The organism is Microbacterium sp. NPDC064584, assembly GCF_040687315.1.
In the GTDB taxonomy this organism is placed as follows: domain Bacteria; phylum Actinomycetota; class Actinomycetes; order Actinomycetales; family Microbacteriaceae; genus Microbacterium; species Microbacterium lacus.
This window is the reverse complement of record NZ_JBFBMZ010000002.1, coordinates 102,085-124,806: the sequence shown is the minus strand read 5'-3', so window position 1 is coordinate 124,806 and position 22,722 is coordinate 102,085. Positions and strand designations below refer to the sequence as shown.

Below are 22,722 nucleotides of genomic sequence, written 5' to 3'. Positions count from 1 at the left end.
TTGCGAGGAGAAAATGTAGCTAGTTTCTCTAACTACCAGGTTATCTAGAGACAATAGCGATATCGTGGGGGCCATGCAAACGGAGGAAGAGGAATTCCTCGGGACCGACGCGGGAATGGGCGAACCCCGGGTCCGCGATGCCACGCGCCTGCTCAGGGAGTTCCTGGACGTCAGCGACGCCTTCGAGCGCTCTCTCGGCGTCGAGCTCGAGGTCAATCAGACCGACCTGGAGGCGATGGAGCACCTCCTGATGAGCGGACCGCTCGGCCCGAGCGAACTCGCCCGACGACTCGGCATCTCGACCGCGTCCGCCACGACCGCGATCGACCGCCTGGTCGCCGTCGGGCACGTCACCCGAGAACCCAATCCCCGTGATCGGCGAGGTGTCCTCGTCGTCCCCAACGAGGCATCGCGCGCACGGGCGATGGCGCGTCTCATGCCGATGATCATCGGCGTGGACGCGCAGCTGGACCATTTCTCCGCCGGTGAGCAGGAGACGATCACGCGCTATCTGCGGCGGGTGGTCGACCTTTATCAGGAGCACGTCGGCGAGGACCCGCGCGCCCGCTGATCAGCGTCGCAACCAGCCGAACCGTCGGCGTCGCGGGCGAGGCTCGGCGGGAACGGACCGGCGTGGCGTCTCCTCGATACGGCGCGCGTGCCACGCGGCCACCCACTCCTCGATGTCCACCGTCGGAGTGACCACGGGCGGTCCGCCCAGCAGCTGCCGGCGCGCGTCGATCACGCGGCGGTTGAAATCCTCGAGGTGCTCGCGGACGTCGGTCGCGGAGGACATCCCGTCCACCCGCTCCATGAGACCCGCGTACTCGGTCCGCAACGTGAGTGCCGGCGGGCCGAGCCCGGTCAGACGCTCCCGTTCGATCTTGCGTCGGATCCACCAATCCGGATCCGTCGTCGACCCGAGTCCGGGAATCGGCTTGCCGGCACCCGGCAGGTCGTCGAAATCGCCGCGCCTGATCGCCTGCTGGATCGCCGTCTCGACGATTGCGGCGCGGTCCGCCTCGCTGCGGAACCGCGCCGCGGAGGCCTCGGCCTCGGCGGCCGCCTGTGCGGCGGCATCCGGATCCTCTCTGTGCAGGCGATACCGGGCCGCGGCCTCTCGCGGGTCTTCGGTCATGGTCCGGACAGGATACGCCGCTGCTACTCGGGGGCGTCCACACACCCCGCGGGTTCGGAGTTGCCGCTGATCGTGAACTCCTGGCACGTCAGGAACTGGTCCTGGTTCAGCCCGAGGAAGAACGCGACCACGGCGACGCCCAGTACGACGCCGACGATCAGCCACCGCTGGCGCCGCGTGGAGTTCTCGCCGAAGTCCGGCCACATGATGCGCGCCAGCACCCAGACGGTGAACGGACTCGCCACCAGGACCACGAGGAGCCCGAAGACCGTGGCGAGGAAGGCGAAGATATCGGTGGTGTCGATGTCGATGAACGACAGGATGAGCCAGACCGACGGAAGCAGCAGGACGAAAGCACGCCAGAGTCGGCTGCCGGTGGGCCGACGCTCCACGAGGACGAAGACGAACGCCGCTGTGGATGCCGCCCACAGGGTGAGCAGCGTGTCGAAGAACAGAGTGCCCCACGCGCCGAGCTGGAAGGCCGGCCACCAGACCACGACGGCCATGCCGACCGAGATCACCGCGAGGGGGATGTCGCGGCGACGGTCGGACGTGATCTCCGGACTCGTATCGCTCATGCCGTGAAAATAGCGCACGACGACGACGACGCGGCACTTGCTGTATTCAGCGGAATACAGATTGCGCCCGATATCGTTGCACCCGATATGGAACGCTTCGGAACCCTCTCCTTCGGGCACTACGGACCGCTGGGTGGCGGGCGGACGCTCTCGGCCGGCGACTCGATGAAACAGGCGATCGAGCTCGCCCAGGGCATGGACGAGCTGGGCGTGGACGGGACCTACTTCCGCGTCCACCACTTCGCGCGTCAGCAGGCCTCCCCGATGCCGCTCCTGGCCGCGATCGCCGCGACGACGAAGCGCATCGAGGTGGGGACCGGCGTGATCGACATGCGCTATGAGAACCCGCTCGCGCTCGCGGAAGAAGCGGCGGCGGTGGACCTCATCAGTGATGGGCGGCTCGCCCTCGGCGTGAGCCGCGGCTCACCGGAGACGGTTCTGCGCGGGTACGAGGCGTTCGGCTACACCGGGTCGAGCGACCCGCGTGGTGCGGATCTCGCGCGCGACCACTTCGCCACGTTCCTGCGGGCGATCGACGGCGAGGGCTTCGCCGAGCGCGATCCGCACAGCCCCTTCGGCGGCGGCACCGGACTCCAGGCCGTCGAGCCGCAGTCGCCCGGGCTGCGATCCCGCGTGTGGTGGGGCGCCGGCAACAGCGAGTCCGCGCGCTGGGCGGGAACCGTCGGGGTCAACCTCATGTCGTCGACCCTGTTGACCGAAGCGAGCGGGCAGCCGTTCGACGAGCTCCAGGCCCAGCAGATCGAGACCTTCCGGACCGCCTGGCGCGATGCCGGACACGCGGGTAAGCCGCGCGTGTCCGTGAGCCGGTCGATCTTCCCGATCACGACCGCCGAGGAGCACATGTACTTCGGCGGACGCCAGGACGGCGACCAGATCGGCGTGATCGACGGCATGCGGTCGACGTTCGGCAAGACGTACGCGGCGGAGCCGGACGTGCTGGTCGAGCAGCTGCTGCAGGATGCCGCGATCAGGAGCGCCGACACGCTCATGCTCACGATCCCGAGCCAGCTCGGGGTCGCCTTCAACCTCCGGGTCGTGGAGTCCTTCGCGCGCTACGTCGCGCCGGCACTCGGCTGGGTGGGCACGCGCGTCTGACCCGGATCAGAACATCCAGGGCTCCGGGGCCATCCCTGTGGGTGGATCCTCGATGACGGGCGGCGGTTGCTGGCGTTTCCGCAGCGGCCCCAGGGCGGCATCCCGGGAGCGGCCGGCGATGCCGGTCGCACCGGCGCGCAGCCGCGTCAGCTCGGACACGGCGGGCCCCCGGGGCATGGCCCGCGGGAGGGCTCCCGCGGACACGATCCAGGTCGGGAGCCCGAGCAGCCGCAGCACGATGCCGAGGCGCTCCGACTCGTTCACGCTGTCGGGGTCGAGCTCCTCCTCGAGCAGCTCGCCGAGCTTCTCCTCGGCGTCCGGACGGTGCCACAGGTCGGCCAGGACGCCCGCGCCCTCCGCGCCGATCGGATCGGTGAGCACTTCCGGATCCGCGCCCGGCTCCCGGGACGGGTCACTGCAATAGCGGACGACCTCCTCCGCACTGCTCCATGCCACCAGCGCGAGCTGCCGGTCGCCGCGCACGCGCACAGCCAGCACCGGACCGCGGATCACCGCCGCCAGCTGGCCCGCCACCTCGATGATCCCGCGTCGGTCATCGGCCACGACCCCGTCGCCCGGATCACCGACCACCACGATCACCCCGTCGGCCGGCGGGGCGATCCAGCCCGAGAAGCGGATGTCGCGAAGAACGCGGTCCACTCGAGCTGACGCATCCTCGCCGTCCGGGGCGATGATCGCTCCGTAGGAGTGCCCGCCGGGTCCATCCCCCTGCGCGCTCGGTGCCGGTATCGGGTACACGCGTCGATCCTTCCGCTTGCCTGGTCCTGTCGCTCGATCAGCTCGCGGCGTGCCGCGCGAGCACCGTCAGGGGCTCCCCCGTCAGACGCTGCGTCGTCCACTCGTCCATCGGCTCGGCGCCGAGGGCCCGGTAGAACGCGATGGACGGCGCGTTCCAGTCGAGCACGGTCCACTCGAGGCGGCTGTAGCCGCGCTGGACGCACAGCTCCGCGAGGGAGGCGATGAGCGCCTTCCCGTAGCCTCGTCCCCGTTCGGTCTCATCGACATGGAGGTCCTCGAGCCAGATCCCGTGACGTCCCGTCCACGTCGAGTACGTCAGGAACCAGAGCGCGATGCCCACGATTCGACCTTCACGCTCGACGACATGGCAGAACGCGGCGGGCGCAGGGCCGAACAGCGTGTCGGCGAGGGCGGAAGCCGTGTTCGCGACGGCATCGGGCTCGCGTTCGTAGACGGCGAGGGCGTGGATGCCGGCGAGGATGCCGTCTTCGTCGCCGGGCTCGGCAGCCCTGAGCGTCGCGCCGTCGGCAAGGGGTCGTACAGTCATCTCATGAGGGTACCGATGTCGGGATCACAGACGCGTCGCGCCGCTGCCGCGCTCGTCGCCCTTGCGGCGACCATGTCCCTTCTGTCCGGGTGCACGGCGACCCCGGACCCCGACACATCTCCGCCACCCGGCGGGGCCCTCATCATCCCCGACGCGCCGACCGGTGAGTTCGACGACGATGTGCGCACCGCGCTGGCGACCACGCTCGACGCGACGGTCGCCGAGTATGCGGTCCCGGGAGCGGTGGTGGGGGTCTGGGTACCCGGCCAGGGCAGCTGGGTCTTCGCTGCAGGCTCAGCAGACCTCTCCACCGGCACGGTCGCGGATCCGACCATGCAGTGGCCCCTGCGCAGCGTCACGAAATCGTTCACGGTCACCCTGATCCTGCAGCTGGTCGACGAAGGCCGTGTGCGCCTCGACGACACGATCGACGAGTACGTGGACGGGATCACGAACGGCGATCGCATCACACTCCGCGAGCTCGCGAACATGACCAGTGGCAACGCCGACTACACGAACGACGCGTTCGTGGCGGAGTTCAGCGCCGACCCCACCCGTCTGTTCACGCTGGAGGAACTGAACGGCTTCGTCCTCGGTCAGCCCGCGCAGTTCGATCCCGGCGCACGGCACGTGTACACGAACGCGAACACCAACCTGCTCGGCGCGGTCGTCGAGAAGGTGACGGGTGAGTCTTTCGGGGACGTGCTCGAAGAGCGCATCCTCGTTCCGCTCGAGCTCACCGACACTCGCTACATCCTCGACGCCGCGGATTGGGAGCAGCCCCACCCGGTGGGCTACGTGATCGACGACGGCGATCCCCTGGTGCAACCCGACAACCTGTCGATCTTCGGGCCCGCCGGCTCGATGGTCTCCACGATCGACGACATGCGGGTCTGGGGCACGGCGCTCGCCACGGGAGCGCTGCTGAGTCCCGAGACGCAGGCCGAGCGCCTCGATGGGGCGCCGCTGGAGGTCGGCCCGCCGTACGACCTGTACGCACTCGGCATCGGCGAGACCGACGGGTGGTGGGGCCACAACGGGGAGGGACTCGGCTTCACCGCCGCGGTGTTCCACGATCCGGCGACCGCAGCGACCATCGCGGTGTTCATGAACGAGTCGAATGTGGAGCCCAAGGCGCACCCTGCCGACCAGCTCTTCCGTCGGATCGCCGCGATCCTCTCGGCATCCTGACGGCGACCGGCGGCGCCGCGGTCGTACGCTCAGTGCATGGCGAGTGGACCTGAGCCCGGCTGGTACGACGACGGACGCGGCGCGCAGCGATGGTGGGACGGTCGGCAGTGGACGGAGCATTTCATCGATCTCCGCGAACGCGACGTCGCGCTCCGTGAAGGCGACAGTCTCGGCACTCCGGATGCCTTCGGCGGCATCGTCGTCGACGGCCGGACGATCCGATTCGGACGGCTGAGCGAGCAGATCGCCGGGGCCGTCGCGGTCGTCGCGCGCGGTGCGGATCTGCTGCGCACCGGAAAGCTCGGAGCGGCAGCCCGGGCCCGCGTTCTCGCGGGCCCCGCGGGCGGCATCACGCCCCGACTCCTCCCCCGGGCGGTCGATCCGACCGCCCTCTACCTCGTGATCGACGTCCAGGGCAAGGTCTGGCTCGTCCCCGTGCCCGCAGGTCAGGATGTCCAAGCCGGCAGGTTCGCGACATGGGTGAATGCCTCGTCGGAGCACTACCGCTATCGATGAGGACGAGGAGGAGCCGATGTCGAAGGATCTGTCGAAAGGCGACCGTGTCAGCTGGAACACGTCGCAGGGGCGCACGAGCGGGACCGTGGTCGAGCGGCGGGTGAAGGACTTCGAGTTCGCCGGTCAGCACTTCACGGCATCCGAGGAAGAGCCGAGCTACATCGTCGAATCCGAGAAGAGCGGCGACCGTGCCGCGCACAAGGGGTCCGCCCTGCGCGCGCTCAGCTGACCCCGCGGGGGTGCACTCATGCACAGCAGCCCGCGCCTGGCAAGGCCCCTCTCCCGGAGACGGGCGGTGTGATTGCCTTGCACTTCCCGACGAACGGAGACAGACATGAGCGACCCGAGGAATTCGGAAGAGCGCGAGCCGGATCACGACCCCCAGGATCGACAGAACACGTCCGACACGGTCGAGTTGCCCGACACGACCGACGAGAACGGCCGCCCGGTCGACAACCCAGCGGGCGGATGACGGGGCGATCGCGCCGCACACCGGCGCGGATCTCCGCCGCCGCATATCTCACCGCATACAACGTCTCTGCGGCGACCGCACTGGGCCACCTCCCACTGTTCGGATCGAATCTGGCGTTCCGCCGCGAAGCCTGGCTCGGCATACGTTCGCGTGTGCATCGAAACGATCCCGAGGTCCACGACGATCTTGATCTGTCGTTCCACCTGGGCGAGCGCCACAGCATCCGCTATCTGCCGGGCGCCGCGATGGGCATGTCGATGCGACCGTTCCGCGACGGACGTGCCCTGGTACGTCGGCTCTCACGCGGATACCGGACCGTCTTCGTCCACTGGCCCCACGATCTGCCGCCGGTGCGGGTGACGCGACGAGCCCTGCGACGCACTCTCGGCCCCCCGGGCGGGAGTCGTCAGCGCCAGAGCGCGTCATAGCCGTCCATCGCGATCAGGCCTTCGGCGGCCCGTCGAAGCTCGCGATCGTCTGTCACGAGCACATCTGCCTGCAGCGTCGCGACCGCAAGGTATTCGGCGAGGGCGGTGTCCTCCCCGTCGAGGGACCCGGCGATGCGGAAGGCCGTGGCGCGCGAGACCCGATCGCCCAGCAGCCTGATCTTCATGGTCGCGAGCCGGTCCAGTGCCGCTCGCGCCGCCTTCTCGTCGAGCTGCCCGGCGCGGGTCTGCCGATAGAGCGAGGACAGCACGTGCGATCGGAGGACGACGGGGCCGACGAGGGCGTGCTCCGGCCGTACGGTGCGATCCTCGAGGACGATCCGCAGCGCGGTAGCTGCGTCGATGGCGAAGCGCGTCATGCCGCGATCATGGCACGCGGCTCCGACGTCATCCGGCGTCCTCGATGAGGTGCAGCTGGGTTCCGTCGAGATCGACGAGATAGCCCGCCCGCTGACCCCATTCGCGCAGGGCGACCGGAACGAGCCGCGGGATCCCCGTGGTCCGTTCGGCGATGCCCGCGGAGCGGACGGCGGCGTAGAAGGCATCGAGGTCGGCCACACGGATGCTGACCATGTAGCCGCTCGAGTACGGATCCAGTTCGGGCGCGAGGAAGAACTCCAGCACGATGCCGCCGCGGCGCAGGATGAGCCAGCCCCCGTCGCGGTAGGACACCTCGAAACCGAACGAGCCGTAGAACGCGATCGTGGCCGCGAAGTCGCGGGCGGGCAGATTCGGCACCGCACGGTCGCCGGCGCGAGCAGGTCGACCCGCGAGCGGTGCGTGCAGGCCGCCCAGTGCGTCGCGGGCCGCCGAGACTTCGTCCGACCAGCCGGGCTCATCCGTGTGCGGAGAGTGATCCATGTCGTGAGGGTACTCCGCGGGTCGGCGGGAAACGCAGAAATCCCGGTCTGGAAGACCGGGATTTCTCGTTGGTGACCCCAGCGGGATTCGAACCCGCGTTACCGCCGTGAGAGGGCGGCGTACTAGGCCGCTATACGATGGGGCCGTTCACGCAACCGTTCGATTATGCCATGCGCCCGGCGACGCCACAAATCAACACGAGCATCCGCGGACCGCTTGCCAGCACCGCGCGCGGTCGGTTGACTCGAGACATGCGAGTCACGAAGTTCCACCACGCCGCCCTGACCGTGCATGAGTCGGGCAAGACCCTCGTCATCGACCCCGGCTCCTTCACCGATCCCCTCGTCGACCTCGGTGAGGTGGTCGCGATCGTGCTGACGCACGAGCACCCCGATCACTGGACGCCGGAACATCTGGACCGGCTCTTGGAGAAGGCGCCGGGCGTCCCGATCTTCGCGCCGGAAGGCGTGGCGAAAGCCGCCGCCGGGTACCCGATCACCGTCGTCCGACCGGGCGAGACCGTATCGGTCGAGCCGTTCACCCTGCGCTTCTTCGGCGGAACGCACGCGGTGATCCACGAGACCCTGCCCGTCGTCGACAACGTCGGGGTCCTGGTCAATGACGAGCTGTACTACCCCGGCGACTCGTACGAGGTTCCCGAAGGCGTAGAGGTGGCGCTTCTCGCGGCGCCGCTCGGCGCGCCGTGGCTCAAGATCGGCGACGCGATGGACTTCGTCCTGGCCGTCGCGCCGCGTCAGGCGTTCGGCACGCACGACATGACTCTCTCGGTGATCGGCCGCAACATGCACCGCGCCCGATTGCGGTGGGCGACGGAGAAGAACGGCGGAGAGTTCCTCGACCTCGACCCGGGCGATTCCGTCGACCTCTGAGCGCGAACGACGGATGCCGCGGACCGGTCGGTCCGCGGCATCCGTCGTTCCCGCTTCTACTCGACGGCGTCCAGGTCCGTCTCCAGGAGCGCCACGAGCTCGTCCAGCGCCTGCTCGGCACCGTCGCCCTCCGCCTTGAGCGTGACGACCGTGCCGTGCGACGCACCCAGGCCCATGAGGGAGAGGATGCTGCCGGCGTTCAGGTCGGGTCCACCGTCGGCCGAGATGGTGACCGGCACCTTCTTCTCCTGCACCGCCTGCACGAACAGCTTCGCGGGGCGGGCGTGGAGGCCCGAGCTGCTGGCGATGGTTGCCTGACGTTCTGCCATGATGATGTGCCTTTCGTAGAGATCGCAGGATCCAGCATTCCTCATCCGGAATGCTGTGGCGAGGGGTCAGGCCGGAACGGCCGCGACCTGGAGGTTCGACTCCGCCTGCGCGAGCTCCTTCGGAGCGATGAAGCGCTTGAAGCCGACCACGAGGAATCCGGTCACGACCACGCCCGCCGCCAGCGCCACCAGGAAGCCCCAGATCGGACTGATCGCGAAGAGGACGAAGATGCCGCCGTGCGGCGCGTACGAGCCGACCTGGAACAGCATGCACAGCGCACCGGTCACGGCGCCGCCGACCATGGAGGCGGGGATCACGCGCAACGGGTCGGCTGCGGCGAACGGGATCGCACCCTCGGAGATGAACGATGCGCCCAGCAGCCACGCGGCCTTGCCGTTCTCGCGCTCGACCGGCGTGAAGAGCTTGCGGGCGAGCACCGTCGAGGCGAGCGCCATGGCGAGCGGCGGGACCATGCCGGAGGCCATCACCGCACCCATGATGTACAGCGGCGCGGGGTTGTCGATCGAGCCGGCGGCGAGCCCGGCGACGGCGAACGAGTACGCCACCTTGTTGACCGGACCGCCGAGGTCGAAGCACATCATGAGACCCAGGATGATGCCGAGGACGACCGCGGATCCGCCCGACTCGGTCAGGCTCGTGAGCCAGTCGGTGAGCCAGGTCATGAGCGTCGCGATCGGTCGACCGAGGAAGAGGATCAGCAGGCCGGACGCGACGATCGATCCCACGAGCGGGATGATCACGACCGGCATCAGGCCGCGCAGCCAGCGCGGAGCCGGCAGTCGTCCCAGCCACCACGCCACCACACCGGCGAGCAGACCGCCGACGATACCGCCGATGAAGCCCGCGTTCATGAGCACCGCGACCGCGCCGGCCACGAAGCCGGGAGCGATACCCGGCCGGTCGGCGATCGCGTAGGCGATATATCCGGCCAGCGCCGAGACGAGGAAGCCCATCGAGGTGGCGCCGATCATGAAGAACACCGCGCCCAGGTACTGACCCAACGGCCCGAACGGCGAGGTGATGTTCTCGGTCGGCAGATCCCACAGCGAGTTCTGGGTGATGATCGTGCCGGCGTCGGCGGTGATCTCGTACCCGCCCAGCGCGAAGCCGAGCGCGATCAGGAGGCCTCCGCCGGCGACGAACGGGATCATGTAGCTGACACCGGTCAGCAGGATCCGCTGGATGCGGGCGCCGAACGAGATCGGCGCGGCCGAACTCGCGGATGCCGCTTCGGCATTGCCGCTCACCCGGGCGCCGTTCGGGTTCTTCGCCGTGGCGATCGCCTCGGCGATCAGCTGGTCGGGCTGCTCGATACCGCGCTTGACCCCCGAACGGACGACCGGCTTGCCGGCGAAGCGCCCGGGCTCGCGCACGTCCACATCGGTGGCGAAGATGACGGCATCCGCCCCGTCGATCACGTCGCGCGGAAGAGCCTGGTAGCCGCTGGAGCCCTGCGGCTCGACGACGAGGTCGATGCCGGCCTTCTTGCCCGCGGCCGTCAGCGCATCCGCCGCCATGAAGGTGTGGGCGATGCCGGTCGCGCACGCGGTCACGGCGACGATGCGCGCGGGGTGTCCATCGATGCTGAGGGCGTCCGACGCCGTGGCCGTGGCAGCCGCCGCCGGGGCCGCGGCTCGCGGGGCCTGCCCCTCGCCGATCGCCGCGTTCACGATCGCGACGACGTCGTCCGCGGTCGTGGCCGCGCGCAGCCCGGCGGTGAAGTCGTCCTGCATGAGGCTCCGGGCGAGCTTGGAGAGCACGGCCAGGTGCGCCTCGGCGGCACCGTCCGGCGCCGCGATCAGGAAGACCAGGTCGGCGGGGCCGTCGGTGGCGCCGAAGTCCACTCCGGGCTTGAGCCGCGCGAAGGCGAGGGACGGCGTGACGACGGCGGCGCTCTTGGCATGCGGGATCGCGATGCCGCCGGGCAGGCCCGTCTCGTCCTTCTGCTCGCGCGCCCATGCGTCGGCGAAGAGCGCCTCGGCGTCGGTGGCGCGACCCTGCTGCGCGACGCGCGCAGCGAGGGAGCGGATCACCGCCGCCTTGTCGGATCCGAGCGGGGTGTCGAGTGACACCAGCTCGGCGGTGATGGTCTGGGACACGATGACCTCCAATGGTCGGTAGTGCGGATGATGCGGTGGGTTCGTCAGTCGTTCAGTTCTCGGACGACGACCTCGCCCGGAGGCAGATCGTCGGGGGTGGGTGCCTGGGTTCCGGGGAGGGATGCCGCTGCCGCGCCGTACCGCACGGATCGACGCAGCCGATCGGCCGGCGCGTCGCCGGCGACGTCGGCGAGCAGGTAGCCGGCGAGCGAGCTGTCGCCTGCGCCGACGGTGCTCACGACGCGGATGCGCGGCGGTGTGGCCTGCCAGGCGCCGTCCGTGCTGACCAGGACGGCCCCGTCCGCGCCGAGGGTCACCAGGGCCGCAGCGACCTGCGCGGGGACGAGCGCTCGCGCGACGGGGAGCACCGCGGCGGCGAGGTCGGCGCCCGCCTCCAGGTCGACCCCGGCCAGTTCGGCGAGTTCCTCGTCGTTCGGCTTGATCAGATCCGGCGCGGCTTCGGTGACGACGGCGCGAAGAGCAGGTCCGGAGGTGTCCACGGCGATCCGCGGAGCGCCCGCCCCCCAGCGTGCGCGCACCGCGCGGATCATCTCGACGTAGAGGCCGTCGCCCGCCCCCGGCGGCAGCGAGCCCGCCAGCACGAGCCACGCCGCACCTTCGCTCGCCGTCACGACCGCCGCGATGAGCTCGGAGACATCTGCGGTGGAGAGCGCCGCGCCCGGCAGGTTGAGCTTCGTCGTGACGCCCGCGGGATCCGTGATCGTCACGTTCGCGCGGGCGTGCCCTGCGACCTCGACCGGGTGGGCCGGCACGTGCGAGGCGCGCAGCGCCGTCGAGAAGGGGTCGTCCTGGGCGAGCGGCAGCACCGCGGTCGTGGGCACGCCCGCGGCGGCGACCACGCGGGCGACGTTGATGCCTTTGCCGCCGGCGTCCTCGCGGGAGGAGACGGCGGACTGCACCTCGCCTGGCTGCAGCGCGGCATCGAGGGTGATCGTGCGGTCCAGGGACGGGTTCGCGGTCACGGTGACGATGGAACCCGCCGGTGCGATCGGACTCATGCGATCCAGACCTCCACTTCGGCGTCGGACAGGGCTGCGGCCAGCGCGGCGTCGGGAGCGGCATCCGTCACGAGGACGTCGATCGCGTCGAGCCGGGCGAAGCTGACGAGGAGCTCGGTACCGAGCTTGTCGGTGTCGGCGACGACCACGACGCGCCGCGCCGCGCCGACGATCGCGGACTTGACGGCCGCCTCATCGGGGTCGGGGGTGCTCAGACCGAACGAGGCGGAGATGCCGTTGGTTCCGAGGAACGCGATGTCGGGCCGCAGCCGCTCGATCGAACGAACCGTGTCGGCGCCCACGGCCGCCGCCGTGGCGGTGCGCACGCGTCCGCCGATGACGGTGACGTCGGCATCCGGGGTCCCCGCGAGCGCGTAGGCCAGCGGCATCGCGTGCGTGACGATCTCGACCTGCCCGCCCGCGAGGGACAGCCGCTCGGGCAGCTGCGTGGCGATCGCCTGGGTCGTGCTGCCGGCGTCGAGGTACAGAGATCCGTGGAACCGGGGCCCGATCACTTCCATCGCGCGGCGCGCGATCGCCGACTTCGCCTCGCTGCGGACCCGCGTGCGCTCCGCGAGCGTCGGCTCGGCGGTGCTGTCGCGCTCGCGGCTGACCGCGCCGCCGTGCACCCGGCGGAGGGCGCCGCTGCGCTCGAGCTGATCGAGGTCGCGCCGCACGGTCTCGGTCGTGACGTCGAAGCGACGGGACAGATCGACGACGCTCACCCTGCCCTCATCGAGCAGGATCCGCTCGATGAGCTCTTGGCGCTCCATTGCGTACATCGTGTTCCTTCGTCTGCGAGGGCTCCACTGGAATTTCCCACACATTACAACACAAACCAACATGAACACAAGCACTGTCGCGGAGTTCTTCTTCAGTCGGATGCCGCTGCACTAGCGTCGGGGAATGCCCGACAAGCCGGCCGCGGAGATCCGGATCGATGCGGAGCTCGTCCGCGACCTCCTGCAGGAGCAGGCACCCCAGCTCGCCGGCGCCGCAGACGAGGGCCTCCGTCACGTCGCGGACGGGTGGGACTGCGCGGTCTGGCGTCTCGGCGACGATCTCGCCGTCCGCCTGCCGCGGCGCGCCGTGGCCGCACCGCTGATCCTGCACGAACAGCAGGTGCTGCCCGGGATCGCGCGCCGCCTCGCTCCCGCTGGCCTCGGAGTTCCCGTCCCACTCGTGACGGGTCGCCCGGCAAGGCGCTACCCCTGGGCGTGGTCGATCGTGCCGTGGTTCGCGGGCGACACCGGGCTCGTCGTCCCGCGCGTCCGACGCATCGGCTGGGCCGCACCGCTGGCGCGGGCCGTCCGGCTGCTGCACACTCCGGCTGCGCCCGGGTTTCCGCCGAACCCCGTCCGCGGCGTCGCACTGCGGACCCGCGCCGCGGCCGTGCACGCCCGGGTGGATGCCCTGAAGGGTCAGGTCGCTGCCGACGCGCTGGCGCGGCTCGCTCTGATCTGGGATGCCGCACTGCGGGCCCCCGCGTGGTCGGACGGCCCGGTATGGATCCACGGCGATCTGCATCCCGGCAACCTCGTCGCCCGCGGCGGACGACTCGTCGCGATGATCGACTTCGGAGACGTCACGGCGGGCGACCCGGCGTACGACCTCTCGGTGGCCTGGATGGCGTTCGACCGGGACGGGCGGACCGCGTTCCGCGCCGAGCTGTCGGATCGGTACGACGAAGCGACGTGGACCCGGGCGAAAGGATGGGCGGCCGCCGTGGCGCTCATGCTGCTCGGTCAGAGCGACAACGATCCGCCGTACGCCGAGCTCGGCGCCGAGGCCGTCGCCGAGCTCGTCGCGGCGGAGGACTGAGCGTCGCCGACGGTCTCGGCGACCCAGACCTCCATGACGTCGTCACGCAGCGTGAAACGGAGAACACTGCCGTCGGGCAGGTCGAGTCCCTCGATCTGGCGCATGCCCGGGAAGAAGATGACATCGGCGACGGGATGCAGCGGCTCAGGCGCGCACCCGGCGGCGATCCACTCCCCCGCATCGTTCGTGATCACGATGCAGGTCGAGCCCTGCTCGGTGATCCCCGACCAGATCTGCAGGTCGTGGTAGGGCTCGTAGCGGATGGGTGACTCCGCGCTCACGCCGTACAGTTCGAAGTCCACCGGTGCATCTCCGAGTGGTGCACGCTCGAGGGTGGTCACCGGCTGCGGTGCTCCGACGAAGGGCAGAAGAAACCCGCCGGCCGCCCCGAGGGCAAGGGCCAGCAGTACCCAGACCAACACCGGAACGCGCCGAAGGCCGCGCCGACGCACGTCGGACGCCGAACCGTCCGGCGTAACGGTGACCACTGCTCCGTCCGGCACGGGGACCTCGGGGTCCACGGCCTGCCGAACACCGAGCTCGACCGCCTCTTCGGGCGCGGCACCGCTGCGCAGCTGCTCCTCCAACTCGACCAGTCGCGCGAGCGCATCGGCATCGCGATCGATGTCGGCATCCGGTCCGTACGCGCGGGAGCGCAGGGCGTCGAGCTCAGCCTGCGCCTCCGGCGACCCGGACGATCGCAGCGGAGCGCTCATGCCTCAATTATCCCGAGGTGTCGGGCGAGTAGGGCCGGAATGCCGAAAACCCCCGCTCAGCGGGGGTTTTCGATGGCTGGGGTACCTGGACTCGAACCAAGAACAAAGGTACCAGAAACCTCCGTGTTGCCAATTACACCATACCCCAAGGCGCTGAGCCGGAGCCCGTGCCGAAGATCAAGTCTACGTGACGAGCGCGGCCTCGCCAAACCGGGCGGAGGCTCAGCCCGCGCGGAACGCCTCGAGCGCGGCGAGTCGTCGGAGCGACTCCGCTTTGCCCAACAACTCGATCGACTCGAACAACGGCGGCGAGACGCGCCGGCCGCTGACCGCCACCCGCAGCGGGCCGTACGCGACCCGCGGCTTGAGTCCGAGCCCGTCGATCAGCGCACCGGAGAGCGCCTCCTGGACGGCCGCCGCGGTGAAGTCGGCTTCGGGGATGAGCTCGAGCGCGCTCACGGAGGCGGCCAGCACGAGCCCGGTGTTCTCGGGCAGGGCGGCCAGCGCGTCGTCCGCATAGACGACGTCATCCGTGAAGAGGAAGCCGAGGAGACCCGGCGCATCGCCGAGGAGCTGGAGGCGCTCCTGGATGAGCGGCGCGGCCTGCGCGAGGAGCTCGCCCTGAGGGATCGTCGGCGGGTAGCTCACGACGCCGGCGGACGCCAGATACGGGACGAGTCGGCGCGCGAAGTCCTCCGGCTCCAGCATCCGGATGTGGTCGCCGTTGATCGACTCGGCCTTCTTCTGGTCGAACCGGGCCGGATTCGGATTCACGTCGGCGATGTCGAACGCGGCGACGAGCTCATCGAGCGAGAACACGTCGCGGTCATGTGAGAGCGACCAGCCCAGCAGCGAGAGGTAGTTCAGCAGTCCTTCGCGGATGAAACCGCGCTCACGCTGGAGGAAGAGGTCGGCCTTCGGGTCGCGCTTGGAGAGCTTCTTGTTCCCCTCGTCGCCCAACACGAGCGGCATGTGCGCGAAACGAGGGATGAACTCCGTGACGCCGGCATCCACGAGCGCGCGGTACAGCGCCAGCTGACGGGCCGTCGAGGGCATGAGGTCCTCGCCGCGGATCACGTGCGTGATGCCCATGAGCGCGTCGTCGACCGGGTTCACGAACGGGTACAGCGGTACCCCTCCCGCCCGGACGATCACGAAGTCCGGGAACGATCCTGCCGGGAAGGTGACTTCTCCGCGGATCAGGTCGACGTAGGTCAGATCCTCGTCGGGGACGCGAACCCGCCACGCGGGCTCGCGACCTTCGGCACGGAAGGCCGCCTTCTGGTCCTCGGTGAGGTCGCGATCGAAGTTGTCGTAGCCGAGCTGCTTCGCGCGCCCGTTCGCCACGTTGCGGGCATCGATCTCCTCGGGCGTGGAATAGCTCTCGTACACCGCTCCCGTCGCCTTGAGCTTCTCGAGCACGTCGAAGTAGATGTCGTGACGCTGGGACTGCCGGTAGGGCGCGTGCGGTCCCCCGATCTCCACGCCCTCGTCCCAGTCGATCTCGAGCCACCGCAGCGCATCGAGAAGCTGCTGATAGCTCTCCTCGCTGTCGCGCGCGGCGTCCGTGTCCTCGATGCGGAACACGAGCGTGCCGCCGTTGTGACGGGCGTAGGCCCAGTTGAACAGCACGGTGCGGATGAGACCGACGTGCGGCAGTCCCGTCGGGCTCGGGCAGAAGCGGACCCGGACGTCGGAGCCGGAAGCGGTCGTGGTGCGAGGATCGGGAGTAGACATCGCCCCCCAGCTTAGTTCGCCGCGTCGTGCCCCACCGGGGCGAGACCCACCGGGGCGAGGACACGATCCAGCGCGTCGAGCGCACTGCGGATCGCCGGCACCCGATCAGCGCGGTACGCCGTGACCACGTGGAGCGTCCGCGCCTCCTGTGCCGGGAGCGCGACCGTGCGGACGCCCGGCATGCGGGGGAACGACTCGATCGCCATCCGGGGAAGGGTGGCGACGCCGATACCCTGCGCCACGAGCCCTTCGACGGCCACGAAGTTGTCGGTTTCGAAGCCGATGCGCGGAGTGAACCCGGCACGTCCGCACAGCTCGAGCAGATGGCCACGACACCGCGGGCAGCCGGCGATCCAGTTCTCGTCCACGAGGAGGGACACATCCACAGCGGCGGCGGCGGCCGCCGGGTGCCCCTCCGGCAGCACCGCGACCAGATCGTCGGTGCCGATCGTGCGCACCGACAGCCCCCGTGCGCTGGCCCCGTGGGGATCGCTCCGGTCGCCGGGATAGCTGAACGTCAGCGCGATGTCGGCGCGATCCTCACGGACGGCGGCGACCGCCTCGGGCGGCTCGGCTTCGACATAGGTGATCGTGATGCCCGGGCGGCGTTCGCCCAGATCGGCGAGGAGACGCGGAATGACCCCCGGCGACGCCGACGGGAACCCCACCATGCGGACGCGTCCCGCGCGCAGACCCTGCAGCTCGGCGAGCTCGCCCGCTGCGGCGTCCAGGGCACTCGTGACGGCCGAGGCGTGGCGGGCCAGCACGCGCCCCGCCTCCGTGAGCCGCACCCGGCGGCCCGCGCGCTCGATCACCGCGAGCCCCAGCCGCTGCTCGAGCCGCTTGACCTGCTGACTGACGGCGGGCTGACTGTAGCCGAGGGCCGCTGCCGCCGCGGTCAGAGACCCTTCATCGGCGATCGCCTTGAGCACCCGAAGCGACTGCACGTCCACATCGAGGGCATCAGTCATTCCGCAAGAATAACGTCTGAGCATGATTCCGATCGAAGACCTGCTGTAGACGAATGATTCGGCGCGGAGCACGCTGGGGTCATGACCACTCTCGCCCCTCCCGACCTGCTCTCCGTGCGCGCGGAGTTCACCGGTGGGCGGTCGTACCTCGCGGCGTGCACGCTGGGCCTGCCGACACGGGCGAGCCGCGCTGCGATGATCGCCGACCTGGATGCCGCGGCGTCCGGTCGCGCGTGCGCGGTGGCGTACTCCGCCGTGGTGGAGCGCACGCGAGGCCACTTCGCGCGACTGGTCGATACGGACCCCGCGCGCATCGCGATCGGATCGCAGACCTCGGTGTTCGCGGGTCTGATCGCCGCGGCGGTGCCGGACGGCGCCGAGGTGCTGTGCGCCGACGGCGACTTCGCGTCGATGGTGCAGCCGTTCGCACACGCCGGGCGCGGCATCCGGCTGCGCACCGCGCCGGTGCACGAGCTCGCCGACGCGATCACCGCCGACACATGGCTCGTGGCGTACTCGATCGTGCAGTCCGCGACGGGCGAGGTGGCCGATGCGGCGGGGATCTCCGCCGCCGCACACCGGCACGGAGCACGCACGCTGTGCGATGCGACGCAGGCGATCGGCTGGCTTCCCGTGAACGCGAAGGACCACGACGCGCTCATCTGCCATGCGTACAAGTGGCTCTGCGCACCGCGGGGCGTGGCGTTCCTCGCGATCAGCGAGACGTTCGCCGCGGCGGTGCCTCCGATCTTCGCGGGCTGGTATTCCGCCGCAGACCCGTGGACCTCGTGCTACGGGTCAGCCGGCGCCCTCGCGGACGACGCCACGCGCTTCGACGTCTCCCCCGCATGGCAGGCGTTCGTGGGCGCCGAACCCGTCCTCGAGCTCTTCGCCGCGACGGATCGCGCCGCCCTGTACGCGCACGCGACGCAGCTCGCGACCGCCTTCCGCCTCGGGATGGGTCTCGATCTCCCCGAGCGCCCGAGCGCGATCGTCACGTGGGCCGATGCCGCCGGGACGGACCTGAAAAGACTCGCGGATGCCGGCATCACGGCATCCGGTCGCGCGGGACGCGCGCGCGTGGCCTTCCACGTCTTCAACGACCGCGACGACGTCGACGCCGCCCTCAGCGCACTCGGCCGCTGACCGGACTCGAACGCGTCGCGAACGGCGCGAGGGCGAAGACCGCGACCACCGCCACACCGACGACGAGCGCGAGTCCGCCGTAGCCGATGAGACCGAGGACGACGCCCGCCAGAATCGCCCCCACTGCGGCGACCATGCTCATCGTGAAGTCGCTGAGGCCCTGTCGGCGGGTCCGCTGCGCTTCGGAGGAGGATTCCGTCAGCAGCGCCGAACCGGCCACCGTCGTCGCGCTCCAGCCGAGGCCCAGCAGGATGAGGGCGATCGTCACGGCCGCGGGCGAGTCCTGCCCGAAGGAGGCCGTGACGAGCGAGGCGGCGAGGATCACCTGTCCGACCAGGATCGCGGGGATGCGTCCCACCCGGTCGGCGAGGATGCCGAACACCGGCGACAGCGCGTACATCCCTGCGATGTGGAGGCTGATCGTCAGGCCGATGATGCTGAGACTCGCCCCCTGATGCAGAAGGTGGACCGGAGTCATGGCCATGATGGCGACCATGACGCCGTGGGAGGCGGCGATCGCGAAGATCGCGTAGCGCGCGAGCCGCGGGTCGTCCGGCCGGGCGATCGCTCCTGCGGCGTCGTCCTTGGACGCGACCACGCGTTGGGCGAGAAGCAGTGGGTCCGGCCGCAGTGCCGTGACGTAGAGGACGATCGCAAGCGTCTGGCCGATGATCGTGAAGACATACGGACCGGTCAGGGGCGGCATCCCGAGCGCGTCTCCGACGACCGCGCCCGGTCCGGTGAGGTTGGGGCCGAGGACGGCGCCGATCGTGGTCGCCCACACGACGATCGACAGATCCCGGCCGCGCGATGCGTCGGTGGCGAGATCGGCCGCCGCGAACCGCGACTGCAGATTCGCGGCCTGACCGCCGCCGATCAGGAGGAATGCCAGCAGGAGGAGCGGGAACGAGCCGATGCCGACCGCGAAGACCACGAGGCCGACACCCACGAGCGCGACGGCCATGCCGCCCGTGAGGGACAGCCGGCGACCGCGCGACCGGGCGAGCCGTGCCAACGGGATCGCGATGAGCGCTGTTCCGAACGTGACGGCAGCTGCGGCGAGCCCGGAGAACGCCTCGTCCCCGGAGATGTCGGCAGCGAGCACCGCCCCGAGCGAGATGGTCGCGCCGAACGCGAGACCTCCGAGCACCTGGGCGATCGAGAGCACCCAGACGGTGCGGCGCTGGATGCGCGCGAGGTCCTCGGCGCCCAGCGGCGCCGACTCACCCACGCGGGGACCTCACGCGTCGCGCGCGGTGTTGCGGAGGATGCCGAGCCCGTCGATCTCGACCTCGATCGTGTCGCCGGCCACGAAGGCGCCGACGCCGGAGGGCGTGCCGGTGAGGATCACGTCGCCCGGGAGCAGGGTGAAGGCCGCCGACGCGAAGGCGATGATGTCGCCGATCGAGTGGATCATGTCCGTGAGCGGCGCGTCCTGCACGGTCTGCCCGTTCAGGCGCGTCTGCACAGTGGCCGAGGCGGGATCGAACTCGGTCTCGATGACCGGTCCGAGCGGACAGAACGTGTCGAAGCCCTTCGCGCGCGCCCACTGCCCGTCGGTCTTCTGCAGATCGCGGGCGGTCACGTCGTTCGCGATCGTGTAGCCGAAGATCACCTCGGATGCGCGTTCGGCGGCGACGTTCTTCGCGATCGAGCCGATCACGACCGCGAGCTCCCCTTCGAACGAGGTGAACTGCGACTGCCGGGGGCGCACGATCGTGTCCCCGGGTCCGATCACCGACGTATTGGGTTTGAAGAACAGCATCGGCTCCGCGGGGACCTCGTTGCCGAGCTCTTCCGCGTGCGCGCGATAGTTGCGCCCGACGGCCACGACCTTCGACCGCGGGATCACCGGTGCGAGCAAGGCGATGTCCGCGAGCGGAATCCGTTCACCGGTCGTGTCGAACCCCGCGAACATCGGGTCGCCGTCCAGGACGACGACGTCCGTCTCGTCGACGATTCCGAAGCGGATGGTGTCCTGGTGGCTGAATCGAGCGATCTTCACCCGATCAGCCTACTCAGGGCAGCCATCCGCCTCCCCGGCCCGCAGACCGGTCACTCGTCCAGACGAAGCAGCCAGCCGTGACGGTCCTCGACGCGCCCGTACTGGATGTCCGTGAGCTCCTTGCGCAGCTCGAGGGCCAGTGTGCCGGTGGGCTGCTCGTCGAAGAAGTCGGCGCCCTTGAGCACGCCGATCGGCGTCACGACGGCGGCCGTGCCGCACGCGAACACCTCGACGATGTCGCCGGAGGCGACACCCCGGCGCCACTCGTCGAGCGAGACCGCACGTCCCTCCACCTTGTGACCGCGATCCTTCGCGAGCTGAAGGATCGAGTCGCGCGTGATGCCCTCGAGGATCGACGGGGACTGCGGGGTGACGATCGTGCCGTCCTTGTAGACGAACACGACGTTCATGCCGCCGAGCTCCTCCACGTTGCGGTCCGCGTCCAGGAACACCACCTGGTCGCACTCGTTCTCGTACGCCTCGGACTGCGGGAGGAGCGAAGCGGCGTAGTTGCCACCGGTCTTGGCCGCGCCCGTGCCGCCCTTCCCGGCGCGCGCGTAGTCCTCGCTCAGCCAGATGCTCACCGGGTTCACGCCCCCGTGGAAGTAGGCCCCCGCGGGCGAGGCGATCACGTAGTACGCGACCTTGTGCGCCGGGCGGACGCCGAGGAACGCCTCCTTCGCGAACATGAACGGGCGCAGGTACAGGCTCTGGTCCTCGCCCGACGGCACCCACGCGCCATCGGCCTTGATGATCTCGCGGAGCGACTGGATGAAGTACGTCACCGGAAGCTCGGGAAGAGCGAGACGCCGGGCGGATCGCTGCAGTCGGCGGCCGTTCTGATCCGGTCGGAACGTGTGGATCGATCCGTCGGCGTGCCGATAGGCCTTGATGCCCTCGAAGATCTCCTGCCCGTAGTGCAGGACCGCGGCGGAAGGCTCGAGGGTGATCGGGCCGTAGGGCTGGACGCGCGGACGGTGCCACCCGCCGCCGGTGGACCAGCAGATGTCGACCATGTGGTCGGTGAAGTGCTGGCCGAATCCGGGATTCGCGAGGATCGCGTCCCGCTCTGCCGGGCTCTTCGCGGCGAGGTTCTTCGTCACGGCGAACTGCAGAGGGGCAAGGCCCGTGTCGGGGTCGGTTCCGATGAGTGTCATTTCACGTCCTGAGTGAGAGTGCGGGCGACGCGCGCGTGCTCCAGGCTACGCCTGCAGCCGTGCCACGATCGCGTCGCCGATGTGCGCGGTGGGTCGGGGAGCGGCATCCCGCGCCTGAATGTCGTCCTCGACGGCGCGGGTCACGCGCTCGGCCTCCTCGCGCAGCCCGAGGTGGTCGAGCAGGAGCGAGACGGAGAGGATGGCGGCGGTGGGATCGGCCTTCTGCTGACCCGCGATGTCCGGCGCCGAGCCATGGACGGGCTCGAACATCGACGGGAACGCGCCGTCCGGATTGATGTTCCCGGAAGCGGCGAGACCGATGCCACCGGTGACGGCGCCGGCCAGGTCTGTCAGGATGTCGCCGAAGAGGTTGTCGGTGACGATGACGTCGAAGCGGGACGGGTTTGTGACCAGGAAGATCGTCGCCGCGTCGACGTGCAGATAATCTACCGCGACATCGGGGTGCTCCCCCGCCACCTCGTTCACGATGCGCTGCCACATGCCGCCCGCGTGCACGAGCACGTTCGTCTTGTGCACGAGCGTGAGGTTCTTGCGGCGCCGCTCGGCGAGGTCGAAGGCGTACCGCACGACCCGCTCGATCCCGTACGCGGTGTTCACCGACGTCTCGTTCGCGATCTCGTGCGCGGTTCCCGTGCGGATCGAGCCGCCGTTGCCGACATACGGGCCTTCCGTGCCCTCGCGGACGACGACGAAGTCGATCTCACCGGGGTCGGCGAGCGGTCCGGGAGCGCCGGGGTAGAGCTTCGACGGGCGCAGATTGACGTAGTGATCGAGCGCGAAGCGCAGCTTCAGCAGCAGCCCGCGCTCGATGTTCGCGTTCTTCAGGCGCGCGTCGCCGGGCACTCCCCCGACGGCGCCGAGCAGGATCGCGTCGTGCTCGGCGATCGCCGAGAGGTCGGCATCCGTCAGCGTGTCGCCGGTCTCGAGGTAGCGCGCGGCGCCGAGCGAGAACGTCGTCCTGTCGAAACGGATGCCGGAACCTGCGGTGACCGCGTCGAGGACCTTCACGGCCTCGGTGATCACCTCGGGTCCGATGCCGTCACCCGGGATGACGGCGAGCTTCACGGTGCGTTCGGGGTGCATCCGACCAGCGTACCGGCGTGACATCGGCGTTGAGTGTCCAAGGCGCGCCGCTTCAGCGGGTGCGCACACGGCGCGCCCTGGA

At 69.9% G+C, this 22,722-nt stretch carries 26 protein-coding genes and 2 tRNA genes; 9 read left to right on the top strand and 19 right to left on the bottom strand.

Features of this window, described 5'->3' with window-relative positions:
- Nucleotides 1-73 precede the first annotated feature (73 nt).
- Entirely contained in the window at nucleotides 74-571 is a 498-nt protein-coding gene (locus AB0P18_RS05085) for a MarR family transcriptional regulator (protein ID WP_363359216.1), read from the top strand.
- Here AB0P18_RS05085 and AB0P18_RS05080 read toward each other — a convergent pair whose 3' ends face one another.
- Nucleotides 572-1,138, bottom strand: a complete 567-nt coding sequence (locus AB0P18_RS05080) for a DUF1992 domain-containing protein (RefSeq protein WP_363359215.1) — start codon at nucleotides 1,136-1,138, stop codon at nucleotides 572-574.
- Nucleotides 1,139-1,161: 23 nt separating this feature from the next.
- Nucleotides 1,162-1,716, bottom strand: coding sequence for a hypothetical protein (locus AB0P18_RS05075; protein ID WP_363359214.1), 555 nt, complete (start codon nucleotides 1,714-1,716; stop codon nucleotides 1,162-1,164).
- Nucleotides 1,717-1,803: 87 nt separating this feature from the next.
- On the opposite strand from AB0P18_RS05075, the gene AB0P18_RS05070 reads away from it, so the two are divergent.
- The gene (locus tag AB0P18_RS05070) at nucleotides 1,804-2,832 is read left to right on the top strand and encodes an LLM class flavin-dependent oxidoreductase (RefSeq protein ID WP_363359213.1); all 1,029 of its coding nucleotides are present in this window, start codon (nucleotides 1,804-1,806) and stop codon (nucleotides 2,830-2,832) included.
- A gap of 6 nt (nucleotides 2,833-2,838) precedes the next feature.
- On the opposite strand, the gene AB0P18_RS05065 is transcribed toward AB0P18_RS05070, so the two are convergent.
- Nucleotides 2,839-3,591, bottom strand: a complete 753-nt coding sequence (locus tag AB0P18_RS05065; RefSeq protein WP_344054071.1) for a hypothetical protein — start codon at nucleotides 3,589-3,591, stop codon at nucleotides 2,839-2,841.
- A gap of 37 nt (nucleotides 3,592-3,628) precedes the next feature.
- Nucleotides 3,629-4,138 carry a GNAT family N-acetyltransferase gene (locus AB0P18_RS05060; RefSeq protein WP_363359212.1) on the bottom strand — a complete coding sequence of 170 codons (510 nt, stop codon included), beginning with the start codon at nucleotides 4,136-4,138 and terminating at the stop codon, nucleotides 3,629-3,631.
- A gap of 3 nt (nucleotides 4,139-4,141) precedes the next feature.
- Here AB0P18_RS05060 and AB0P18_RS05055 point away from each other — a divergent pair, with 3 nt between their 5' ends.
- From AB0P18_RS05055 to AB0P18_RS05040, 4 genes are all read left to right on the top strand, one after another.
- Nucleotides 4,142-5,329 (top strand): serine hydrolase domain-containing protein, encoded by a 1,188-nt coding sequence (locus AB0P18_RS05055; RefSeq protein ID WP_363359211.1) that lies wholly within the window; start codon nucleotides 4,142-4,144, stop codon nucleotides 5,327-5,329.
- 36 nt (nucleotides 5,330-5,365) lie between these two features.
- A complete protein-coding gene (locus tag AB0P18_RS05050) occupies nucleotides 5,366-5,845 on the top strand; it encodes a DUF2510 domain-containing protein (RefSeq protein ID WP_363359210.1) in 480 nt (159 codons plus the stop codon).
- A gap of 16 nt (nucleotides 5,846-5,861) precedes the next feature.
- Nucleotides 5,862-6,074, top strand: coding sequence for a DUF2945 domain-containing protein (locus AB0P18_RS05045; RefSeq protein WP_363359209.1), 213 nt, complete (start codon nucleotides 5,862-5,864; stop codon nucleotides 6,072-6,074).
- A 105-nt stretch (nucleotides 6,075-6,179) separates the two neighbouring features.
- A complete protein-coding gene (locus tag AB0P18_RS05040) occupies nucleotides 6,180-6,317 on the top strand; it encodes a hypothetical protein (protein ID WP_363359208.1) in 138 nt (45 codons plus the stop codon).
- Between the two features lie 406 nt (nucleotides 6,318-6,723).
- Here AB0P18_RS05040 and AB0P18_RS05035 read toward each other — a convergent pair whose 3' ends face one another.
- From AB0P18_RS05035 to AB0P18_RS05025, 3 genes are all read right to left on the bottom strand, one after another.
- The gene (locus AB0P18_RS05035; RefSeq protein WP_363359207.1) at nucleotides 6,724-7,122 is read right to left on the bottom strand and encodes a hypothetical protein; all 399 of its coding nucleotides are present in this window, start codon (nucleotides 7,120-7,122) and stop codon (nucleotides 6,724-6,726) included.
- Between the two features lie 28 nt (nucleotides 7,123-7,150).
- Nucleotides 7,151-7,624 (bottom strand): bleomycin resistance protein, encoded by a 474-nt coding sequence (locus tag AB0P18_RS05030; RefSeq protein WP_363359206.1) that lies wholly within the window; start codon nucleotides 7,622-7,624, stop codon nucleotides 7,151-7,153.
- 69 nt (nucleotides 7,625-7,693) lie between these two features.
- Nucleotides 7,694-7,769 (bottom strand) — tRNA-Glu (locus tag AB0P18_RS05025).
- Between the two features lie 106 nt (nucleotides 7,770-7,875).
- Between AB0P18_RS05025 and AB0P18_RS05020 the strand changes: the two genes are divergently transcribed.
- The gene (locus AB0P18_RS05020) at nucleotides 7,876-8,514 is read left to right on the top strand and encodes an MBL fold metallo-hydrolase (RefSeq protein WP_363359205.1); all 639 of its coding nucleotides are present in this window, start codon (nucleotides 7,876-7,878) and stop codon (nucleotides 8,512-8,514) included.
- A 56-nt stretch (nucleotides 8,515-8,570) separates the two neighbouring features.
- Here the strand turns inward: AB0P18_RS05020 and AB0P18_RS05015 are convergent, their stop codons facing one another.
- From AB0P18_RS05015 to AB0P18_RS05000, 4 genes are all read right to left on the bottom strand, one after another.
- A complete protein-coding gene (locus AB0P18_RS05015; protein WP_344054089.1) occupies nucleotides 8,571-8,843 on the bottom strand; it encodes an HPr family phosphocarrier protein in 273 nt (90 codons plus the stop codon).
- A 66-nt stretch (nucleotides 8,844-8,909) separates the two neighbouring features.
- Nucleotides 8,910-10,964: a fructose-specific PTS transporter subunit EIIC gene (locus tag AB0P18_RS05010; RefSeq protein ID WP_363359204.1), complete on the bottom strand. Its 2,055-nt coding sequence runs from the start codon at nucleotides 10,962-10,964 to the stop codon at nucleotides 8,910-8,912.
- A gap of 44 nt (nucleotides 10,965-11,008) precedes the next feature.
- Entirely contained in the window at nucleotides 11,009-11,983 is a 975-nt protein-coding gene (gene pfkB, locus AB0P18_RS05005) for a 1-phosphofructokinase (RefSeq protein ID WP_363359203.1), read from the bottom strand.
- Nucleotides 11,980-12,765, bottom strand: coding sequence for a DeoR/GlpR family DNA-binding transcription regulator (locus tag AB0P18_RS05000; protein WP_363359202.1), 786 nt, complete (start codon nucleotides 12,763-12,765; stop codon nucleotides 11,980-11,982). The genes pfkB and AB0P18_RS05000 overlap by 4 nt, the downstream gene beginning before the upstream one ends.
- A gap of 124 nt (nucleotides 12,766-12,889) precedes the next feature.
- Here AB0P18_RS05000 and AB0P18_RS04995 point away from each other — a divergent pair, with 124 nt between their 5' ends.
- Nucleotides 12,890-13,804 carry an aminoglycoside phosphotransferase family protein gene (locus tag AB0P18_RS04995; protein WP_363359201.1) on the top strand — a complete coding sequence of 305 codons (915 nt, stop codon included), beginning with the start codon at nucleotides 12,890-12,892 and terminating at the stop codon, nucleotides 13,802-13,804.
- Here the strand turns inward: AB0P18_RS04995 and AB0P18_RS04990 are convergent.
- The 4 genes from AB0P18_RS04990 to AB0P18_RS04975 form a co-directional block, all read right to left on the bottom strand.
- Nucleotides 13,729-14,520: a hypothetical protein gene (locus AB0P18_RS04990; RefSeq protein ID WP_363359200.1), complete on the bottom strand. Its 792-nt coding sequence runs from the start codon at nucleotides 14,518-14,520 to the stop codon at nucleotides 13,729-13,731. The genes AB0P18_RS04995 and AB0P18_RS04990 overlap by 76 nt on opposite strands.
- A 73-nt stretch (nucleotides 14,521-14,593) precedes the next feature.
- Nucleotides 14,594-14,668 (bottom strand) — tRNA-Gln (locus AB0P18_RS04985).
- A gap of 74 nt (nucleotides 14,669-14,742) precedes the next feature.
- Complete coding sequence (gltX, locus tag AB0P18_RS04980) at nucleotides 14,743-16,257, bottom strand: glutamate--tRNA ligase (RefSeq protein WP_363359199.1); 1,515 nt, start codon at nucleotides 16,255-16,257, stop codon at nucleotides 14,743-14,745.
- Between the two features lie 11 nt (nucleotides 16,258-16,268).
- A complete protein-coding gene (locus AB0P18_RS04975; protein WP_363359198.1) occupies nucleotides 16,269-17,228 on the bottom strand; it encodes a LysR family transcriptional regulator in 960 nt (319 codons plus the stop codon).
- A gap of 81 nt (nucleotides 17,229-17,309) precedes the next feature.
- On the opposite strand from AB0P18_RS04975, the gene AB0P18_RS04970 reads away from it, so the two are divergent.
- Nucleotides 17,310-18,374 carry an aminotransferase class V-fold PLP-dependent enzyme gene (locus tag AB0P18_RS04970; RefSeq protein ID WP_363359197.1) on the top strand — a complete coding sequence of 355 codons (1,065 nt, stop codon included), beginning with the start codon at nucleotides 17,310-17,312 and terminating at the stop codon, nucleotides 18,372-18,374.
- Here the strand turns inward: AB0P18_RS04970 and AB0P18_RS04965 are convergent.
- Genes AB0P18_RS04965 through AB0P18_RS04950 form a run of 4 tightly spaced genes read right to left on the bottom strand, consistent with a single transcriptional unit; the run spans nucleotide 18,355 to nucleotide 22,640 of the window.
- Nucleotides 18,355-19,605 (bottom strand): MFS transporter, encoded by a 1,251-nt coding sequence (locus AB0P18_RS04965; protein ID WP_363359196.1) that lies wholly within the window; start codon nucleotides 19,603-19,605, stop codon nucleotides 18,355-18,357. The two genes, AB0P18_RS04970 and AB0P18_RS04965, sit on opposite strands and share 20 nt — an antisense overlap.
- Before the next feature lie 9 nt (nucleotides 19,606-19,614).
- On the bottom strand, nucleotides 19,615-20,379 hold the full coding sequence (locus AB0P18_RS04960; protein ID WP_344054110.1) for a fumarylacetoacetate hydrolase family protein: 765 nt from the start codon (nucleotides 20,377-20,379) through the stop codon (nucleotides 19,615-19,617).
- A 50-nt stretch (nucleotides 20,380-20,429) separates the two neighbouring features.
- Entirely contained in the window at nucleotides 20,430-21,536 is a 1,107-nt protein-coding gene (locus tag AB0P18_RS04955; RefSeq protein WP_363359195.1) for a branched-chain amino acid aminotransferase, read from the bottom strand.
- Nucleotides 21,537-21,581: 45 nt separating this feature from the next.
- Nucleotides 21,582-22,640: a 3-isopropylmalate dehydrogenase gene (locus AB0P18_RS04950; RefSeq protein ID WP_363359194.1), complete on the bottom strand. Its 1,059-nt coding sequence runs from the start codon at nucleotides 22,638-22,640 to the stop codon at nucleotides 21,582-21,584.
- Nucleotides 22,641-22,722: the final 82 nt, after the last annotated feature.

Excerpts from the sequence above, each read along its gene's own strand:
- AB0P18_RS05085 (WP_363359216.1), top strand. The coding sequence starts at position 74 with ATGCAAACGGAGGAAGAGGAATTCCTCGGGACCGACGCGGGAATGGGC.
- AB0P18_RS05080 (WP_363359215.1), bottom strand. The coding sequence starts at position 1,138 with ATGACCGAAGACCCGCGAGAGGCCGCGGCCCGGTATCGCCTGCACAGA.
- AB0P18_RS05075 (WP_363359214.1), bottom strand. The coding sequence starts at position 1,716 with ATGAGCGATACGAGTCCGGAGATCACGTCCGACCGTCGCCGCGACATC.
- AB0P18_RS05070 (WP_363359213.1), top strand. The coding sequence starts at position 1,804 with ATGGAACGCTTCGGAACCCTCTCCTTCGGGCACTACGGACCGCTGGGT.
- AB0P18_RS05060 (WP_363359212.1), bottom strand. The coding sequence starts at position 4,138 with ATGACTGTACGACCCCTTGCCGACGGCGCGACGCTCAGGGCTGCCGAG.
- AB0P18_RS05055 (WP_363359211.1), top strand. The coding sequence starts at position 4,142 with ATGAGGGTACCGATGTCGGGATCACAGACGCGTCGCGCCGCTGCCGCG.
- AB0P18_RS05050 (WP_363359210.1), top strand. The coding sequence starts at position 5,366 with ATGGCGAGTGGACCTGAGCCCGGCTGGTACGACGACGGACGCGGCGCG.
- AB0P18_RS05045 (WP_363359209.1), top strand. The coding sequence starts at position 5,862 with ATGTCGAAGGATCTGTCGAAAGGCGACCGTGTCAGCTGGAACACGTCG.
- AB0P18_RS05040 (WP_363359208.1), top strand. The coding sequence starts at position 6,180 with ATGAGCGACCCGAGGAATTCGGAAGAGCGCGAGCCGGATCACGACCCC.
- AB0P18_RS05035 (WP_363359207.1), bottom strand. The coding sequence starts at position 7,122 with ATGACGCGCTTCGCCATCGACGCAGCTACCGCGCTGCGGATCGTCCTC.
- AB0P18_RS05030 (WP_363359206.1), bottom strand. The coding sequence starts at position 7,624 with ATGGATCACTCTCCGCACACGGATGAGCCCGGCTGGTCGGACGAAGTC.
- AB0P18_RS05020 (WP_363359205.1), top strand. The coding sequence starts at position 7,876 with ATGCGAGTCACGAAGTTCCACCACGCCGCCCTGACCGTGCATGAGTCG.
- AB0P18_RS05015 (WP_344054089.1), bottom strand. The coding sequence starts at position 8,843 with ATGGCAGAACGTCAGGCAACCATCGCCAGCAGCTCGGGCCTCCACGCC.
- pfkB (WP_363359203.1), bottom strand. The coding sequence starts at position 11,983 with ATGAGTCCGATCGCACCGGCGGGTTCCATCGTCACCGTGACCGCGAAC.
- AB0P18_RS05000 (WP_363359202.1), bottom strand. The coding sequence starts at position 12,765 with ATGTACGCAATGGAGCGCCAAGAGCTCATCGAGCGGATCCTGCTCGAT.
- AB0P18_RS04995 (WP_363359201.1), top strand. The coding sequence starts at position 12,890 with ATGCCCGACAAGCCGGCCGCGGAGATCCGGATCGATGCGGAGCTCGTC.
- AB0P18_RS04990 (WP_363359200.1), bottom strand. The coding sequence starts at position 14,520 with ATGAGCGCTCCGCTGCGATCGTCCGGGTCGCCGGAGGCGCAGGCTGAG.
- gltX (WP_363359199.1), bottom strand. The coding sequence starts at position 16,257 with ATGTCTACTCCCGATCCTCGCACCACGACCGCTTCCGGCTCCGACGTC.
- AB0P18_RS04975 (WP_363359198.1), bottom strand. The coding sequence starts at position 17,228 with ATGACTGATGCCCTCGATGTGGACGTGCAGTCGCTTCGGGTGCTCAAG.
- AB0P18_RS04970 (WP_363359197.1), top strand. The coding sequence starts at position 17,310 with ATGACCACTCTCGCCCCTCCCGACCTGCTCTCCGTGCGCGCGGAGTTC.
- AB0P18_RS04955 (WP_363359195.1), bottom strand. The coding sequence starts at position 21,536 with ATGACACTCATCGGAACCGACCCCGACACGGGCCTTGCCCCTCTGCAG.
- AB0P18_RS04950 (WP_363359194.1), bottom strand. The coding sequence starts at position 22,640 with ATGCACCCCGAACGCACCGTGAAGCTCGCCGTCATCCCGGGTGACGGC.